Source organism: Desulfomicrobium apsheronum (genome assembly GCF_900114115.1).
GTDB classification, from domain to species: Bacteria; Desulfobacterota; Desulfovibrionia; order Desulfovibrionales; family Desulfomicrobiaceae; genus Desulfomicrobium; species Desulfomicrobium apsheronum.
Genome location: NZ_FORX01000011.1, coordinates 1 through 17,319, shown reverse-complemented (window position 1 = coordinate 17,319; position 17,319 = coordinate 1). Strand labels below are relative to the sequence as shown.

The window sequence follows — 17,319 nt, the reverse complement described above, 5'->3', positions numbered from 1 at the left end:
ACAAATCATTCAATGACAATCAGTTGTGCGCGGAAAAGCCCCGTTTCTTCAGGATTCGCGGAACACATCCTCGATTGTCCTTGCGTCCAGGATGCGCTCGGCCCAGAGATCGAGTTGACCGGCCGTGGCGGTGCGCAGACGCTCCTGGGTGCGGAAGTCCAGGATGCCCCGGCCGAAACGCTTGGCGAGTTGGCGCTGGAGAACCGCGGACCGTCCCAGAACCTCGCCTTCCACCCGTCCTTCCATCCGCCCTTCCATCCGTCCTTCCGTCTGTCCCTGCATTCGCCCTTCCATCCGACCTTCACTGCGTAAACGTTCCGCGAGTGTCATGACTGCATCCTCCTTTCCCGGTCCGAGAGTTTCTCTGACGATAGTGTGCATGACGTCACGGTCGATGTCCATGGTCTGAAACACGTATCCTGCAATGGTCGTCAACCATTGCAGCGAAGGTGCGTCATCTCCAAGTTCGCGCAACATCCGGAAGATCTCACGCACATGTCGCTCAACGGTCGGATTGTTCTTGGCCCTCAGGCAGGTCAGCGCCAGGCGCAAGAGGATGGCCCCTTTGATCTCTTCCTCCGAGTCCGGAGAAAAATCATAAAAGGCCTGATCGAAATCCGGCACGTATCGACCAAGATCCGAATCCGGCAGGTCCATGAGTTCCAGAAGTCTGACGGCCTGCCTGCGGGTCCTGCCGTGATAGACAACTATGGGAAGGATGAGCGGCAAGGTCTTTGCGCCCTTGTTCTGCTTGCGATGAAGCTCCCAGATTTCGAGCATGTAGCGCAACAGTTGCAGCGCGACAAAACGGTCGGGACTGCTTTTGTGTTCAAAAAGCAGGTACACGTACGCAGATTTCCCGCTCGCAAGCCGAACCGAGTAAAGCATGTCTGAATAATGCTCTCGTTGATCCCCGCCTACAAAGGTGTCCTTGCCTATGGACAGAGTGTCGAGAAGCAAATGCCTGGTCACGCTTTCGGGCAGGTAGTTGCGAAGAAAGTCCGCAGCCACGTCCTTGTGGCTCATGGTTTGACGGAAGAGTGTGTCATGGACGTTATTGACCGGGTTCATCCCACAGGCCATACGCCAGCGATCAGCCTGAAACAACACCACTTTTTCCTGCGACACTCTTCAGGGCAACTGGTACCCCCTCATCAGGATTTACATCTCAATCCCTACACGAAGAGACGGTGTCACGATGGAGGCGGCGTGTCATTTTGGTATCTGGCCGACACGTTCTTTGAACAACCCAACGCGAGAAAATTCGCTGAATTGCGGGCGGCAACGGAAAAGCTCGGATACTGGGAAACCGTTCGCATGTGTCTGCTTGACCACCTGACCACCGGGAACAGACCCGACATCCCGGGCAAGGACACCGCATCGCTCTGGCCCCTGCCCCAGCCCGAAGTCAGCTGGCCGCTCGTCAAAAACCGAAACTGGCGAAGACAATTTCCCGATTTTTCCCTGCTGATCGAAATCGCCATTCAGGAAAACCGTCTTGAAGACGCCATCCGCCTCAACATCGAACGCCCCCGGGACGCGTATTCCTCCATGAGCCTGGACCTGACCGTGGCCCATGCCGTTTCCCCGCAAGCCATCCGCAGGTGGCCCTGGACAGCTGGCGCAGGAAAGCCGAGAGCCTCATTGCCCAGGTCAAGCCCAAGGCCTACGAGGAGGCGGCCGAATACCTGATCCGTATGCGCAAGATTTTCCAGGCCACAAAACGCATGCCTGAATGGAAAGCCCTGCTGGCCGACCTACGCAAACGCCACAAGCCCAAACGACGCCTCATGGAAGAATTGGATGCCCTTGAAAAGGTGGTACGACTGGTCTGATTCCGGAGCAGGGAGTACGACACCCAAAATAAGTCAGTTCGGACAGGTCGCAGGGCAACTTCCAACCGAACCGCTTCTGACAGTATAATGCCCGGAAAGAGGAATTCCGAATTCAGATTTCAAGAACGCGTTCATCGCTCAGATTTTCAAGCCTCTCAACGAATATACCCCTGCTCCTCCAGAAAGAGCAGGATGACCTGCGCGGCTTCGACGGGCGTCATCTCGGTGGTGTCGATGGTCACCTCCGGATTCACCGGAGGGATGTAAGGATCGTCGATGCCCGTGACGCCCTTGACGAGACCTGTCCTGGCCTTGGCATAAAGTCCCCTCCTGTCGCGCTGTTCGTAGCCCTCAACCGATCAATCCCGCACTGGCGAGCCATTTCATGGCCAACTGCTCCACCCCTGCGTCCTGGTGCGTCGCGATGCCCTCCCGGGTACCGTTCCACAACACGTACTCCACATCCCCGCAGGGCGCACCCAGGGTGTCATAGACCTTCGGCATGATGGGCACGTGGTCGCCGTACCAGCACAGCTCCATGGGCCGGTTGCATGCGGCCGCCCCGGCGGCGAGGGTCCCGATCATGGCGTCGGCGCTTCGGACATGGCGCAGGAACACCGTCAGATCCTCGAAGTTCTCTGGCGTCGCAGAACTGTACAACTCCGCTTCATCGGCCTGACCGACCGTCTCCAGATGCAGCGGACCATGATTTTCCATGGTGATGGCGAAGACGAACGTCGGCGCCGAGGCGGTTTTGAGGGTTTCAAGAATCATGTCGGCGACAGCCATGTCGCTTATGTACGGCCCGTAGCATCGGGCACCCGTGAAGCTTTCGATCCCCCGGAATGCGTCAAACCCCATGCGCGGCATAACCTTGTCGCGCAGGTAAAAACTTCTGAAATACGGATGGATGCAAATGGTACGATAGCCGAGCGAGCGCAGAAACGCAGCCAGCGTCGCGACCTTCCAGCCTCGCGCCAAGGCCCTGTAAGGATTGAAACGATGTGCCCCCAGCAGTGAGGCGTCGATTCCGGACAAAAACGAGAACTCCGAGCGGACGGTGTTGGCGCCCCAGGCGGGAACGCGCAGCGCTCCCCATGCCCGGGACTGCGCCTTGAGTCTGTCATATTCCGCCAGCACGGAAGGGCGAATAGCGGGAAACAATCGTCTGGGGTCGAAAAACGATTCGCTCTGGACCGCCACCATGTGAGGCAAAGCCTTCTGTGTTGTCCGGAGCGGCCGGACAGGCCTGGAATCAAGGCTTTCGAAAGGCGATGACACCTCAGGAAACTTACGGCTCAACGCCCAATACCGCCAGAGGCTGGCTACGAATCCCAAAACCCTGAGGTCTCCGAGCGGATCAAAGCTGACACGCAATGGACGCCTTTCGGCAGCCCACACGCAAACCGCGCCCAATACCACGGCGGCCATCCCGGCAAGAATGGCGACTCCCCAATTATAGTGAAGCAAGTGACCAACTTCGCTGACTGCAAAATACAGCAGCGCAAGGCCGCCTGCCACCGAAACCAAAAAATTCCGCCAGCCGAAAAAGGGGATATAAAGCCTCGGGTAGCGGACCATGTCCGTGAAATATTCGTAGTCCTGAAAGACGAAAGGCTCGCCAAGCGATGCGACCTTGGCGTTATTGACCAGCACAAGAATGAGGAAAAGCACCACTAGGCAGCCCACAGACAGCCAGGAGTTGCCCAGCAGGGCCGTCAGCACCCCGGTCATGGCGCAGACCACCCCCGCGTGAAGGGCCCAAGCTCTGGCCGGGCGCGAGAATGAGGGCCTTGGCCTGAGCAGCAGTTCCAATGCCGCGGTCGCGACCATGGCCAAGATCGCTGCCAGCACCGGGGCAAACACCGCGTGCTCAGCGTGCATAGCCCAGCCAGCGCACAATGCGGATCGAAACGGCGGCGGGCAGCACCGCCAGCCACCAGGTCCCCCAGTTCAGGGGAAAGGGGAAGCTAATGCGCGCCCGGTCCTGCTCCAGGCCCCGGCGGATGTACTTCGCAGCTCTTCCGGGAGGCCAGAGAAAGGGCTTTGGGCCGGGCATGTGGTCGCACATGGGCGATTTGACATAGCCCGGCATGATCACGTTGACCCGAATACCCCTTGGCCTGAGCCAGCCCCGCAAGGCCTCGCCGTAAGCCTTCAGGGCCGCCTTGCCGGCGCTGTAGGAAGGCGTCAGCGGCAGGCCGAAATACCCGGCCAGGGAACTCAAAATTGCTATCTGCCCTGCTCCGCGCGCAACCATGCCCGGCAACAGGGCGTCGATGACTGCCATGGTTCCCTTGACGTTGACGTCTATGAGGGCCTCGGCCTCGGCCCAGGGTTCGGGCTCGCCTGCGGGGCCGACGTTGGTGTTCATGCCTGCCGCCAGGATCGCCAGGTCAGGAGCGCCAGCTGCGGATACTTCCTCCACCCAGAGTCGCATGGCCGCCGCGTCGCGCACGTCGCAGGCATGGGTGAAGACCGTGGCGCCGGCGGACCGGCAGGAGGTCGCCACGTTTTCAAGCAACCCGACGTTTCTGCCATGCAGGTAGAGGACAACGCCCGCTTGCGCATAAAGCTCCGCCAGAGCCGTCCCGATGGCGCCCGTGGCGCCCGTGATCAGGATGCGCCGCGCGGTCGCGTCATTTCGAGCCATCTCGCGCCCTCCCGTCCCGCCTGCCCCAATGCAGGACCATCCCAAAACCCAGAATGGCCGTAACGCTGATGGGCAGCAGAATGACATTTCCCGTGATCATGCCCGCAACCGTCGTCAGAACCGCATAGACAAAAGAAAAAATTTCGCCCCAATACAGCCAGGCGTCAATCTTCGGGCGCTCTGAGCAGTCCTCGTCCTCGCACTTGGGCGTGCGGTTGAATTCCTCGAACACCCCCCGTGCGGCGCGTATTCCACCCACGAAATAGTACAGGGCCATGGGCAGGAAAAGGCTGACGTAGACATAAACGTAAGGAAAGGTCCGCAGGAACCCCCTGCCTCCCGCGAAATCCTCCCAAAGAGGGGATCCGACGATGTTGGCAAAACCCCAGACGGCCACAAGCGCAAAAAAAGCCAGGGCCGCAAGCACGAAGCCCACGCCCTCGAACTGCATGAAAAGTGTCAGGGGCAGACTGAGCAGGAACAGACAATAGATGGACGCCAGCAGAAGCGACGAAAACATCATGGACACGGCGTGCATGCGCTTCAGCAGGGGCATTTTCTTCTTGAACATGCTGCCCACGTGCCTGAAGGCGCTGTGAATCAGTCCGCGCCCCCAGCGCTCGCGCTGAACACGGAAGGCGCTGACCGTTTCGGGCAGGATGGACATGGAGACCACGTCTTTGAGGTACGCATACTTCCAGTCGCCAAGCTGAGCCTTGTAGCCGATGTCCACATCCTCGGTGGCCGTGGCCGCCTTCCAGCCGCCCATGGCCTCCATGCAGGCCCGGCGCCAGACGCAGGAGCTGCCGCTCAAAGAGGCCATGTTGCCCTCTTCGCTCAGGCCCACGGTAATGAACTGCTGATGCCCCATCTCCATAGCCTGGAACTGCGTCAGGAAAGACGCGTTCCGGTTCTCGTAGTCGATGCCGGTCTGCAGGAAGCCAAGATCGGGGTCCTTGAAACAGGGGATGGTTTTGAGCAGAAAATCAGGCGGCGGAACAAAATCCGCGTCGAAAATGGCCAGGAATTCGGCGTCGATCTGAGCCACGCCGTAGCTCAGGTTGCCCGCCTTGGAGCAGCGGCGCGAGCGCCGTTTCAGGTAGCGGATGTTCACGCCCAGCGCGGCGTAGTCTTCCACCAGGGATTTCGCCAGGTCACTGGTGATGTCCGAGGAATCATCCAGCACCGCAATTTCCAGTTTTCCCGCTGGATACTTAAGCTGACAGGCCGCATCGATGAGGCGTCTGATCACGCCAGATTCATTGCAGACAGGCAGAAAAACGCCCACCCGAGGAAAAAAATCCTCCTCCCCTTCGGGACGCAGGGAAATCTCCGCCAACTTGCGTCGCTCGGCCTTGCTGGACACCCTGACCATGCGCAGTTCCAGCAGCACGTAGACCGCGAAACAGGCGATCAAGGCATAGAAAACAAGTTCCATCAGCAAGGCGAAAAACTGCATCACACCCCTCAGATTCCGGCCACTTCACAGATATCTTTCACTCGATGGGCCCACGTGTGGGCGGAACGCACATATCGCGCCCCCTCGGCCGCCCGCTCCAGAGCGCTTTTGTCAGGGCCGCGGTGCAGACGGGCAAAGACCTCCCGTGCCTCCTCCGGGGTTGAGACCATCTGGCAATACGGGGCGAAATACTTCATCACGCACTTGCTGGGGTTGGTCATGGCGATGCCGCCGCAGGCAAGGATTTCGAGCAGGCGGCGGGAACACATGGTTTCGGAATCCGTGACGGAGTTCACGTTGATGGACAGGGCATGGCTCTTGTACAGACGGCCGGTTTCCCAATGCGACACCCGAGGGTGCACTCTGACAGCGCTCGTCTCCGGAAAGCTGAATTCAAACCGCCTGGACAAACGGTCGTGATTGCGGTCGAAAACATCTATGCACGCCCCTGACTCCTGCGCTGCCTGAAAGAGCATGTCCAAATAGAGACGGCGATAGTTCAGGATCTTGCGGTAATAGCTGCCCGTGAAGCAGGCCGTCCGGGTCGAGAAATCAAAACCTTCGAAAGAATGGAAGGCTGGCTGATAGGGGATCATGAGGGTGTTCACTGTCGTGCTTGCGGGCACAACCGCACGGTAGCGCGGGATGCAGGTCTCGTCCGTGGTGAACACATGGTCGAAACCTTTGGCGATATCGATAAAATGCTCGAAATATGCGCCATCGTCCTTGTTCCAGAACACCGAGGGAATGCCAAGGGCGCGGGCGCATTCAAGCACGCGAAAAATGGCCGTAGGCTTCATGAGCCGCATCAAGCGGGACTGTTTGGCCAGCTCGTACCGCCAGCAGCCGTTTGAACCGTGAAAGGCGGATTCCACGAGCAGGATGTCCGGGCGCCATGTGCGCAGTACCTCGCGGTAGTTCCTGGGCGTGACGTTCTTGATCCGGCATTCGAAGGTCAGGCAGGTTTCAGTCAGGTGGTCGGTGATAAGGGCCACCTTCAGCTTGGCGAACTCCCCCTGCCGTTCGGTCACGACCGGAGCCTGGGGGTATCTGTAGAACGTCGAACTGAATTTGCGGGCGATCAGGCCGAGCATGCTCTGGCCTCATCGTGTTCGTGCGGTTTGATCACATTCCCCACAAACCGACCCCAGGTTCTGTGTGCCAGAACATATTCCCTGGCCTTCGCGCCAAGTTCGCTCAGCCTGGCGGGGTTGCTAAACGCCTGTTCAACGGCCTCCGCCAGATTGACCGCATCCCCGGCCCGGAAAAACCAACCCGCAGGATCAGTTCCAAGCTCGTCGCGAAAAACGGGCAGATCCGGCACAATGACGGGCTTGGCCATGGCCAAGGCCTCCACCAGCTTGATGGGCGGCACGATCTCGCAGACCTGAAAGGGCTTGCGCGGAAGACAGACAATGGCGCAACGCTCCATGATTTCAAGAGCTCTGGCAGGATGAACCCGCCCTAAAAATTCAACACGTCCGTTTTGTCCCAGTCGGTTGGAAAGCTCTTCCAAACCGCTTTTGGCCTCACCGTCGCCAACAATCTTGACCCGAACCTCCAGGCCCCGGTCCGCCAGCATCGCCACGGCCTCGATCAGGGTATCAAGACCCTCGTACGGCATGATCGACCCGGCATATCCAATCGTGTTCGGCTCGGCCCTGGCAGGGTCAACCGGCAGAATCGCCTCTGGATCGACGCAGTTGGGGAGCAGAGCCATGCGCTCGGGCCGCACGCCCCAGTTTTCCTGTGCATACCGGCCAAGCTCCTTGGAAATCACGAACAGTCTGTCCGCGTTGCGAGCAACCAGCGCTTCCAGCTCAAGCCCCTGCTTGTAACGCGCCGTATTCTCGAACCACGCCATGCGCGATGCACGCGTCAGCTCCCACAACCCGCGCATTTCATAGTGAAACGGGATACCCAGCTCCCGGGCGGCAAACAAGGCGGGCAAGGCGTTGGTGTGGTTGGAGGCGGCATGGATGGCGGCCACGCGGTTTTTTTGGGCCGCTTCGGCGATGACTTTGGAGGCCTGTACGGCAAACTGCAACACGTGGCGGTTGTTGGCGGGGTGCTGAGCATGAGTGTAGACGATTCCATCAACAGTGGTCTCGCTTCCGCCAGGCTCTGCAACCCGGTCCCTCCTGTCCCAGGGATAGCCGGGGCGAGTCAGCACATGCACATTAGCGCCAGCATCACGCAGGGCACGTATCACGGCATGGGTGCGCGTGGTGTAGCCGCTGATGTGATACGGCAGGGAGCTTGCCGGAACATACAGGAGGCTTTTCGGGACGGGTTCATAAGCGGACTTTGCCGCCTTGGGAAATTGCCTGAGCAACCAGCGCATGCCCCAGATTGTTACGCATCGGTCCGACGCAAAAAAGAGTTCACCTTTTTTAAAAAACATCTGTGCTTGTAAATCCTTATACCTTGTTAAGAAAAAATTTTGCATTACGCCAATGGGCGCCGCAGATCATTCCTACCAAGATGGGAATTCTTATATTTCGACCGGAAGGAATTAAAATCACTGGAGTCTAAAAGTGATCACTTTTGCAATTCTGCCAAGGCAAGATCCACAGTACGCGTTACTTCAATCTTGCCGCGTGCATGCAGGTCGAGAAAATCAGCTGTCGTGATGATGTCATAATCTTTGGCCAGCCACCGAACCAATTTCCGATAATCTTCCAATCGTTTGTCGTCCCGGTAAACACCGTAACCGTTCTCATCCCAATACAATAGCGACCAGGAATGGAGCAGCAACACCAGAAAAGAGCTGTCCCTTCCCAAAGTTTGCGGCCACAAAATCCGCCACGGGGGATTTCGAAACCGATGAGACACTGGAAACTGCAGGCGTCCCCACCATTTCTGCCCCACCACGGGGTCAAACAGCCTCTCCGTCGCCGGCACCTCGATAACCCCGTTGGACCAGCGATAGGGAAGCAACGTCGGTTCGCCATAAGTACTCTGCCCATTCACGAATGCGTTCATCGAATCATTGAACGAAAGCGGAATACCCGCCGCCTTGAGCGCATAAATCGTATTTGCATTCCAGCGAAAAGAACCTGCGCGAAATGCTTGAATCGGCTTGCCGGTTATATCCGTAATGAATTTACTGAAATAGCGGATAATGAATTCAGCCTTTTCGCGTTCGTACTGATTCATGAAACGTGGCCGATACTTAAAACCGAAGGACTTCCAGAACCCCTCGGGAAGATACTCCGCGTGAGCATGCAGTTGTACATCCTGCCCCGCCGCATCAAACCACCGAATCACGTCCCGGACTTCATCCTCGTAAGTATGTGCGCCGCAGACATCAACGAAGAAAACATGCTTAACCCCACACTCGCGGGCAATTGCTACCATCTCACGAACACCGGCCGTTCCGCTGAAATGCTCGCCCCAGATCAACCTCTTGACGTGCTGCTCGGAAGCACGCTTGGGCAAAGCTTCCGTATCAACAGAGAGCATCACATAACGATTCTTACCCATCATCGCCGACTTAACCTTTTCACTTAGTTCCACTCCTCACGGCACACAGATAATACAGGATAAATTCTAAATGAACTGCTGCTGATAGCAGAAGATCTGGAAATTGGATAGTGAACCCAAATACCAACAGCGCTTTTATCGCTCAAATTATCGAACTGCTTGAGGATAAAAAGCCACGGGACCTGCCGGGAAACTTAGAACCACTCAATTCTTGAGGCTGTCCCCGAAAATATGCCATGCGATGACCTTGGCCAACCCCCAAACGTTGGTTTCGAGGACCAAGCTGATCGATCAGATCTGGGCAGAGAAAGCAGTGCTGACAGTCCGTTTTTTTGGGCAGAATTGGTAACCTCAAAGTGATTTCGACCAGAAAAAATGCATTTACCCGGCATTACAGGCTATTTGAAATACATCGCCTCCGATTAAATTTTAATTTATTTCATAAAAATTGTCGTATTTTTCAAAACTAACTAATAATATGCAATAAATTAAGTCTGACATATGGCAAATAAAAAACCTATTTAACTTTAAAATCCCTTATAATTTAACGAATAGTTTAAAAGTTTTGGGTTTAGCTTGGCTATAGCCTTCCCATGAACAGAAGAAGTCTTTTGAGCATCTAAAGGTACGCTACACATTGCCTCGATAATATTCCTACTATTCATAATATTGAATGTATCAAAACATGTATCAAGTTCATTGATAGTCGCAGCATGCCATGTAGCATGTCTATGCTCCCAGTAATATATGATTCTGATTGGCCACTGAGATTTTTCAACCTCAGTGGCAGAGACGTAATCCGTAAAGGCATCAAAGATAATTTTGATATTCTCAGAACCACGGCGCCATATTCTTGCCATGTATCTAGGTGGGTCATTAAGAAAAGCTGAACGTGCACTAAAAACACCTCTCGAAATTTCACCAAGATTGCCACGCATTGAGAAGGCGCAATCGGAAAAAGCCCCCCCCCCACAGAAATTAATAACTGACTTAGAGCCTGTATAAGGATTACAAGCGTTCTTGGCTGCAATTTGAACTAATGGAGTGGTCGCTCGATCATCTCCATAGTCGACAACGTGATGAATACCAAGATCGCCAGCAATTCGCCGTGCAAGTTCTATATCTTTGGCATGCGCATTGTTAATATCATAGCTGAAAGCCTTAAGATGGTCTTCAAGCCCATGGAAAGCTGAAAGGACTAGACGACTGTCAACCCCCCCCGTAAGAAACAGAACAGCTTTAGACCGATCGTGGTCAAGATAATTGCGAACAAAGTTTTTCGCTGCGGTGCTTAGGTAGTAAGCAACAAGATCTGAAGCCTCTTCTACAGTTCGCTCCGACGGCGGTTCCAACGTGAAGAATCGATGAGGTCGTTTTGCATCGAAATCAAGAAAAGTATTGGGCGTCAGGGTAAACACTCCGGCAAATTTTGAAAACCGACCTGGCCAATTTCGCGCACGAGACCCAGAGCCGAATGACTGGAGACTGTCCACGAACTCAACGATCGACACACCAGTAATCTCCGCGAGGAGCGCAGCGTGTGAACTGACAAGAACTTCTCCTCTCGGAAATGTATAAAAAATTGACCTTATTCCGCCCGCATCACCGACAATAAAAGTCCCAGTATAGTCTCTAGCAACAATAGCATACCTCCCGCCAATGCTTTCCAGTGCGCGCAAGAAAACTTGGCGACCACGTGTTAAAGCTATAAGCAGCGCTGTGACAATAGATTCAGGCGTGCTAGATACGTCTTGAGAGTCTACAACGAAGCCTAATATTACAACATGACAGTCATTTTTCGAATCTTGAACGCACTCAGTTTTCTTATCTCTGAATATATAGATACCATCTATATATATTTGCACGGGTACAAAATTATCAGGAAGGTTTTCTTGATTTTTACAGTTCGAAACAAAAAACCCACGTTCATATAAAGGAGGTAGCGCATTCAAAGTGCACGTGCTTTTGTTTAGCATTTAGGATTCCACAATTCGAGTAAGTAAATTGAGAGAACAAAATTAATTAAAAAAAAAATCAACACCAGGTATATCAATTTTCTATTCTGCATTTTAATGCAGCAAAGTACTGATTCATAAATCAGTGCGAACAAAATTCGTTTAGAGGCAATACTAACCTCGCAGCAGAATTTCCAGCACATTCACACAACATGCTGATCCTATACAAAAAAAGTAGCTTCACAAAACATTCTCAGATAATGAATAGTATCTTCTTTATTTGGTGGAGCATGTTTGAGCTTATCATCACAATACAAAAAAAGATGCAAAGACTTACTTCTCAAGTCTGTGTCCATTTTATGCACTTCAACGGGCTCAATGTTACAACTTTTAGACAGAGGAAGAAAATGCCTATTTAAATGCTTTTCATCAGCGATATTTTGTAATATTAATACAGGATTCATCCTGTTCTTAGCACTTGAACAAAAAGAAATTCTATTAGAGTAGCTCAACTCAATGAAAGAGGGCGATCTTCCTTCGTAGCAAAATTTTAACATATTTTTATAGAACGAATATGTATAATTATAAAGATACAACTGAGGATTGATAGCTACCACTAAAGCGTGATCAAAGTATTCAGAAAGTTTTAAAGAGACGAAGCCACCACCTGACGAGCCAAAAATTAGCAACTCATCCTGCCTGAATTTCTTTGCTTTTAGCAATGCATCTAAAACGTTTTTCAGAGCTTCAATTCCATAGTTATCTTCTGCGTATTGAAACCATCCAAGCGTTAAATCATTATCAATCTTTATACTTGGATCTGAGAAAAAAATGCAGTCAAAATCCACAAGTTGTCTTCCCCAAGAGTATCTTTGGAAATCATATTCCCCATGCTTCCTGCTAGTAGCACCAGGTAAAAATACAGCCATTTTTTTAGAATTTTCTTTAAAAGATCCATAAAATGAAAAAAGAATATCGTTAGAAAAGACTTGGAAAGTCTTTTCACCAGACAACTCTACATCAGAACATATTATAGCCGAACAATCTTCAAAGAATTTATTTTCTACTCCAAGAATGATTTCTTTTTTATGCTCGTTGGAAGAATCTGTAGATTCGCCAACATTAATACTTAAATTACTAGATAAAAATTTTTTTGCATTATCGTGAGCGTTCTTACTCAAAGACAATATTGTAAATACCTCTTTTTTCTTTCCTTGCCCGGAAAAACCAACGGCAAAAGATGGCATAAATTGATAGTCTTTTTCACAAATGAAACCTTGCATATTATCAGAGTCACCATAGTGCAACTCAACATTCAGTTCTTTATCTAAGCATTCAATTAAAAATTTTGTGCCATTACCATCCCTAAAACAAGCAAAATTCTTCATTATGTTTTCGAGACAATACCCCTTATTTAAATGAAACCATTGCTTAAAGCCTCTTGCTCTAGCAAAAGATAATGAATCTTTAATCAAAACCCAATTACCTGGTTTAAAGTAAATCTCTCTACAATGCTTAACTGCCGGATAATCAAGAGTTCCTTTTAAATAAAACAAACCTTGTTTTATTTCTTTTGGATTTTCCACTATTGAGCCATAAGGCTTAATAGTTAGAATATCAAATCCTTCAATTTCTACGGAGTTGTGCGCGCGAGTTGATAAAAAATAATTCCTATAAACATCACTTTTATACCCATATTTTCCGCTGTCACATATTATACGTGCACCACGATCAAACCAATCAAAGCTTAAACAGTCACGGTGCTTATGACTCTTACTATGGTATGCTCCTGTAAAAAATAACATAGAACTAATCTCGGGACATTCTCCCCAACCAGACCTAACCACTGAGTATCCAGAATGGGAAATTTTACTATGAATATATTTTCCATGATGTGTGTTTGGAAACTCAATATCTTTCTGAACGGTAAGAATCGAATCACCTACACATACTGGCCTCTTAAATGGGTCAAGTAGCCATTTACTGTTATTATTTGCATTGGCAGCAATCGTTATAATTCGCGGTCGATCATGATACCAACCTGAGTCGATTTGAGCCTGCAATGTATTTAAAGCATAAAAATGATAATGAGGGCTATGTTCAAGATGAACACCTAAATCACTAAACTGTGAGATAATCAACTGTTCAACCAAGCCAATTGCATATTCCAAATCTGAATCAAGAGATTCTGATAAATGAGGAGATGTTTTTAGAAGGCCTACCAATCCATGGCTTTGGAACAATCCATGATTATTCATGCTAAAAACTATTGGCTTAAGTAAATGCCTTATATGTTTAACCGCCACCTCTTCAAGCAACTTACTTCGCTCTTTAGATATCTTCATTTGCCAGCATGTAATTCGATTTATAAAAAATGTGATTGCCAAGGCTCTGAAACCAACAGACATATCATACCAAGCATAACTTTTTGGCATTCTCGTTGTTACTATATCCTCTGGATCCTGCCCATAAAACCGCCACCAATCGGTTATGGCATCAAAGAAAAAATCGAGAATATCATCCTTCTTTTTATAATTATCAAATATATTCATAATTGGGTGAAGAAATGTCCACCCTTGCAGTTGCATCCTCCAATTTCTGTCTACAACCCTCTCCTTAGACTCCCAATCAAGTGGAAATGTTAAAAGCAGTGGTTCACTGTCTTTTCTAGGCTTAAAAACTCTATCATTGACAAGTTTTTCTGTGTCTTCATAAAATTCAATAGGAAATATTCTGTGCAAAAAACAGTGAACAGGAATTAGCTCTAAACTTTTCACTCTACCCTACCTTACACAAGGCTATCGTATACTGTTATTAATTTTTTTGAAGAAGTTGACCAGTCTCTCTTCTGCACCACCCATTCACGACCATTAATTGCGAGCTGCTTCCTGAGATTATTGTCGACAATCAACTTCTTCAGTGTATCCTTAAAGGAAGCAACACTTCCCTTTTCAAAAACCAAACCGTTGTATCCATCCTTAATAATTTCGGTAAGGGCAGCACAGCTTGACACAATGACTGCCTTTTGGGAGGCCATGGCCTCAAAAGGCTTAAGTGGAGAAACGGCTTCACACACCAAGTATGGTTTACGCGGGAAGGGGGTTATGTCGACCAAAGAGTAATAGCGCTGTACATCGTCATGCGGTACTCGACCTGTGATGATGACATGCTTCTCCAAGCACAGGTTAACAACCTGATGCTGGAGGTCATTCAACACACAGCCATCGCCGACCAGCAGGACTTTAAAATTCTGGATGCCATCTAGGAGCAATAGTTTGAGGGTATCTAATAAGTCGTCAAGACCCTCATAGTTTACCATTGAGCCTATGTATCCAATGACAACATCTTCATCTGCTAATCCTAACTCTTTTGCTAATGACTGATCTTTCTCCAATGGAGAGAAAATGTTGGTATGCACACAATTCGGCACTACTGTTATCTTAGAAGAATCAACGCCACGTGCGACCATCATATCCTTCAATGCCTCAGTGATCGTAATCACTTCATCTGCAGCTTTACAAGCCTCTGCTTCCATTCTTGCCATAAAACGAAACTGATCTGTTTCATTCCAACCTTCCTGACGCGAAAGTCGGGTAATTTCCCAAAGACCTCGCACTTCATATACAGACTTTATTCCAAGACGCCTTGCGGCCAAACTTGCGGCTAATCCATTCGGAAAATTTGCCGCCGCGTGAATAATTCCTGTTTTTTTCCTTCGAGCCAAAGCCTCGACTTCCTGAGCATATTTTTCAACATACTCCGTAATCGTCATGGAGGAGCGACGCACGTTCTGATTCAGCGCAAAATATTCTATTCCATCAACTACATCGACACTAGGTATCGGAGAGGGTAGAAGCTTGCTGATATACTTTGCATGGTCTGTAGGATATCCAGGGCGTGACACACCTTGCATTTTGTAATGACTGTTTTTTTCAATACCAGTTAGCAGTCCATGCGTCCGTGTTGCATATCCTCCTGAATTATAAGGCAAACGATTATGTAGCAGATATAGTACATTTTTACTCGGCTCATAAGCTTGTTTTTTTACTCTTTGTGGAAGCGAAATTCCATTTTCTAAAAGTCTAATTTCATCATCTACTCGCCTAGAAGAATATTTACTATTTCTATACCTAACGCTTGCATCCCATTCGTTAAGCAATTGTCTTGTCTCATACATTCTACCATTGAAGACAAGACGTTGTCTTGCTAATTCAAATAAATAATTATCATTACTAAGCCTCCACAAATACCAGAAAACAGTTGCCGAAAAAACTTCAGTTGCAGGCAAGGATATTATTGCCCTCACCACATCACTGACATAAGAGACATTAAAACCAACAGAGTCCAGAACTTGATGTACATCCTCAATACATCCACCACACAAATCACTTGTCAAAACATTAACAATATCACACCCTGATTTACCGTTATAAAAATTAAAAGAGGGATTGCCTACAAGTTTAGTTTTAGCAAATTTCCTGTTCCCTATTTTGACGACACATCGCACCGCACATACTGGAATCAATAATGAAAACAGATACTTGAGCCCGTCGCATGTTGCTGACAAATATCTATATCTTCCATAAGTTTTCGACTCGCTGTAATTTAGCAACTCATAGCTTTCTGACTCCAATGAACGTCTTTGCGCATCCAAAAAATCAATTCCAAAAATCATCTGATTATGAGCATACGGGTTTTCTGATAACACATTGAACTCACAAACCAAGCGTTCTCCAAGCACAAAAAACTCAAAACTTGTAAAGTCTTCATGTTCGCTTATTATGGCATCCTGAATTTCGACCGTGTAGCAGACATCTATCCCGTTCTGTAGTATGTCAGACTTTTTGCCCATCCGCCGATTGCAAAGCTCAATATTGGCTTTGAAGAGGTGCAAACCAAGCTTTTGAGCAAGCAGACTGTAAATTCTTAAAGCTTCAGCATAATTACCTGTAGAATACGCAGAAAATGCTAATTGAACTTGAGATATTTTCATTATTTTGAATGATTAGAATAAGAATTATTCTTCAGCAAGTCCAGCAGCATTAATTTTGCATGAATGACACAAAATATCGCATGCGGATTCAACAAAAGATCGATGTTTGACCATTATGCACAGCACTGCAGCACACTCAATAGCATCTTCAAGAGACCTGAGGACAATATTGGACAAGGCAAGATTCTGTGGCAAACTCTCGATATTTGGTTCTACTGCTAATACTTGACAGCCCAGTTCAGCGATCTGCCGGGTGATTTCCACGGCCGGGCTTTCGCGCAGATCATCGATATCCGGTTTGAAGGTCAAACCAAGACAAGCGACTTTGACATCGGCCATGCAATCGCCTGGTTTGCCAGCCAAAGTCTCTGCAATGGCAGCCTTGACTTTCTCCAAGACCCATTCCGGCTTATAGTCGTTCACCTCACGAGCCATCCGAATAATCCGAGCCTCGTCGGGCGCAGTGTCAACAATGAACCATGGATCCACCGCGATACAGTGACCACCAACCCCTGCCCCTGGCTGCAGAATATTCACACGAGGATGGCGGTTGGCCAGATGAATGAGTTCCCACACATCAATATCAATTTTGTCGCAGATCAGTAAGCGCTCAGGCGACCGCATCTTCCACGGACGTCCCTGATCTGCGATAGAAGCAGGAGCCTTTACTTTTTGCGCGGCTTGGGCTTGGGGAGGCTTGGGAGAAGGGATTTGTCCACGTGCTGGGGCATGAGTGCCTTTATTTCTTCCGTGGTCTGCGCGGCGGGGAATCGTTCGAAAAGGAATTTCAGGTAGGCTTGGGGCTCGATCTCGTTGGCTTTGGCGGTTTCCACCAAGGAAAAGAGCATGGCGCTGGCGTCGGCACCCTTGGGTGCTCCGGCAAAGAGCCAGTTCTTACGGCCTAGGGCCACGGGACGGATGGCGTTCTCGGCCGCGTT

Annotated in this window: 13 protein-coding genes and 2 pseudogenes; 1 reads left to right on the top strand and 14 read right to left on the bottom strand. The window is 50.0% G+C overall.

Annotated elements, in window-relative coordinates; translation table 11 throughout:
• Positions 1-48 precede the first annotated feature (48 nt).
• Complete coding sequence (locus BMZ40_RS11155) at positions 49-1,071, bottom strand: Rpn family recombination-promoting nuclease/putative transposase (RefSeq protein WP_177193122.1); 1,023 nt, start codon at positions 1,069-1,071, stop codon at positions 49-51.
• A 138-nt stretch (positions 1,072-1,209) separates the two neighbouring features.
• Here BMZ40_RS11155 and BMZ40_RS19215 point away from each other — a divergent pair, with 138 nt between their 5' ends.
• Positions 1,210-1,692 (top strand): hypothetical protein, encoded by a 483-nt coding sequence (locus tag BMZ40_RS19215; protein ID WP_143075604.1) that lies wholly within the window; start codon positions 1,210-1,212, stop codon positions 1,690-1,692.
• A gap of 298 nt (positions 1,693-1,990) precedes the next feature.
• Here the strand turns inward: BMZ40_RS19215 and BMZ40_RS11140 are convergent.
• The 13 genes and pseudogenes from BMZ40_RS11140 to BMZ40_RS11090 form a co-directional block, all read right to left on the bottom strand.
• Positions 1,991-2,179: pseudogene (locus BMZ40_RS11140) on the bottom strand (adenylyl-sulfate kinase); the annotation flags it as partial.
• A 7-nt stretch (positions 2,180-2,186) separates the two neighbouring features.
• Positions 2,187-3,719 (bottom strand): LTA synthase family protein, encoded by a 1,533-nt coding sequence (locus tag BMZ40_RS11135; RefSeq protein WP_245751095.1) that lies wholly within the window; start codon positions 3,717-3,719, stop codon positions 2,187-2,189.
• The gene (locus BMZ40_RS11130; protein ID WP_092375464.1) at positions 3,709-4,488 is read right to left on the bottom strand and encodes an SDR family NAD(P)-dependent oxidoreductase; all 780 of its coding nucleotides are present in this window, start codon (positions 4,486-4,488) and stop codon (positions 3,709-3,711) included. Before BMZ40_RS11130 ends, BMZ40_RS11135 begins: the two co-directional genes overlap by 11 nt.
• Positions 4,475-5,947, bottom strand: coding sequence for a glycosyltransferase (locus BMZ40_RS11125; RefSeq protein WP_092375461.1), 1,473 nt, complete (start codon positions 5,945-5,947; stop codon positions 4,475-4,477). Before BMZ40_RS11125 ends, BMZ40_RS11130 begins: the two co-directional genes overlap by 14 nt.
• A gap of 8 nt (positions 5,948-5,955) precedes the next feature.
• Positions 5,956-7,041 (bottom strand): CgeB family protein, encoded by a 1,086-nt coding sequence (locus BMZ40_RS11120; protein WP_092375456.1) that lies wholly within the window; start codon positions 7,039-7,041, stop codon positions 5,956-5,958.
• Complete coding sequence (locus tag BMZ40_RS11115; RefSeq protein WP_092375453.1) at positions 7,029-8,351, bottom strand: glycosyltransferase family 4 protein; 1,323 nt, start codon at positions 8,349-8,351, stop codon at positions 7,029-7,031. Before BMZ40_RS11115 ends, BMZ40_RS11120 begins: the two co-directional genes overlap by 13 nt.
• A gap of 137 nt (positions 8,352-8,488) precedes the next feature.
• Positions 8,489-9,466 (bottom strand): polysaccharide deacetylase family protein, encoded by a 978-nt coding sequence (locus BMZ40_RS11110; protein WP_218143765.1) that lies wholly within the window; start codon positions 9,464-9,466, stop codon positions 8,489-8,491.
• Between the two features lie 39 nt (positions 9,467-9,505).
• Positions 9,506-9,776 (bottom strand): annotated as a pseudogene (locus tag BMZ40_RS19910) (IS5/IS1182 family transposase); the annotation flags it as partial.
• A 184-nt stretch (positions 9,777-9,960) separates the two neighbouring features.
• Positions 9,961-11,409, bottom strand: a complete 1,449-nt coding sequence (locus BMZ40_RS19210; protein WP_143075603.1) for an asparagine synthase-related protein — start codon at positions 11,407-11,409, stop codon at positions 9,961-9,963.
• A 200-nt stretch (positions 11,410-11,609) separates the two neighbouring features.
• The gene (locus BMZ40_RS11105; RefSeq protein WP_143075602.1) at positions 11,610-14,165 is read right to left on the bottom strand and encodes a heparinase II/III domain-containing protein; all 2,556 of its coding nucleotides are present in this window, start codon (positions 14,163-14,165) and stop codon (positions 11,610-11,612) included.
• A gap of 11 nt (positions 14,166-14,176) precedes the next feature.
• Positions 14,177-16,381 (bottom strand): glycosyltransferase, encoded by a 2,205-nt coding sequence (locus BMZ40_RS11100; protein ID WP_092375444.1) that lies wholly within the window; start codon positions 16,379-16,381, stop codon positions 14,177-14,179.
• A 24-nt stretch (positions 16,382-16,405) separates the two neighbouring features.
• Positions 16,406-17,005: a UDP binding domain-containing protein gene (locus tag BMZ40_RS11095; RefSeq protein ID WP_092375440.1), complete on the bottom strand. Its 600-nt coding sequence runs from the start codon at positions 17,003-17,005 to the stop codon at positions 16,406-16,408.
• Positions 17,006-17,046: 41 nt separating this feature from the next.
• Positions 17,047-17,319: transposase domain-containing protein (locus BMZ40_RS11090; RefSeq protein WP_143075601.1), on the bottom strand; the 273-nt coding region annotated here is incomplete at its 5' end.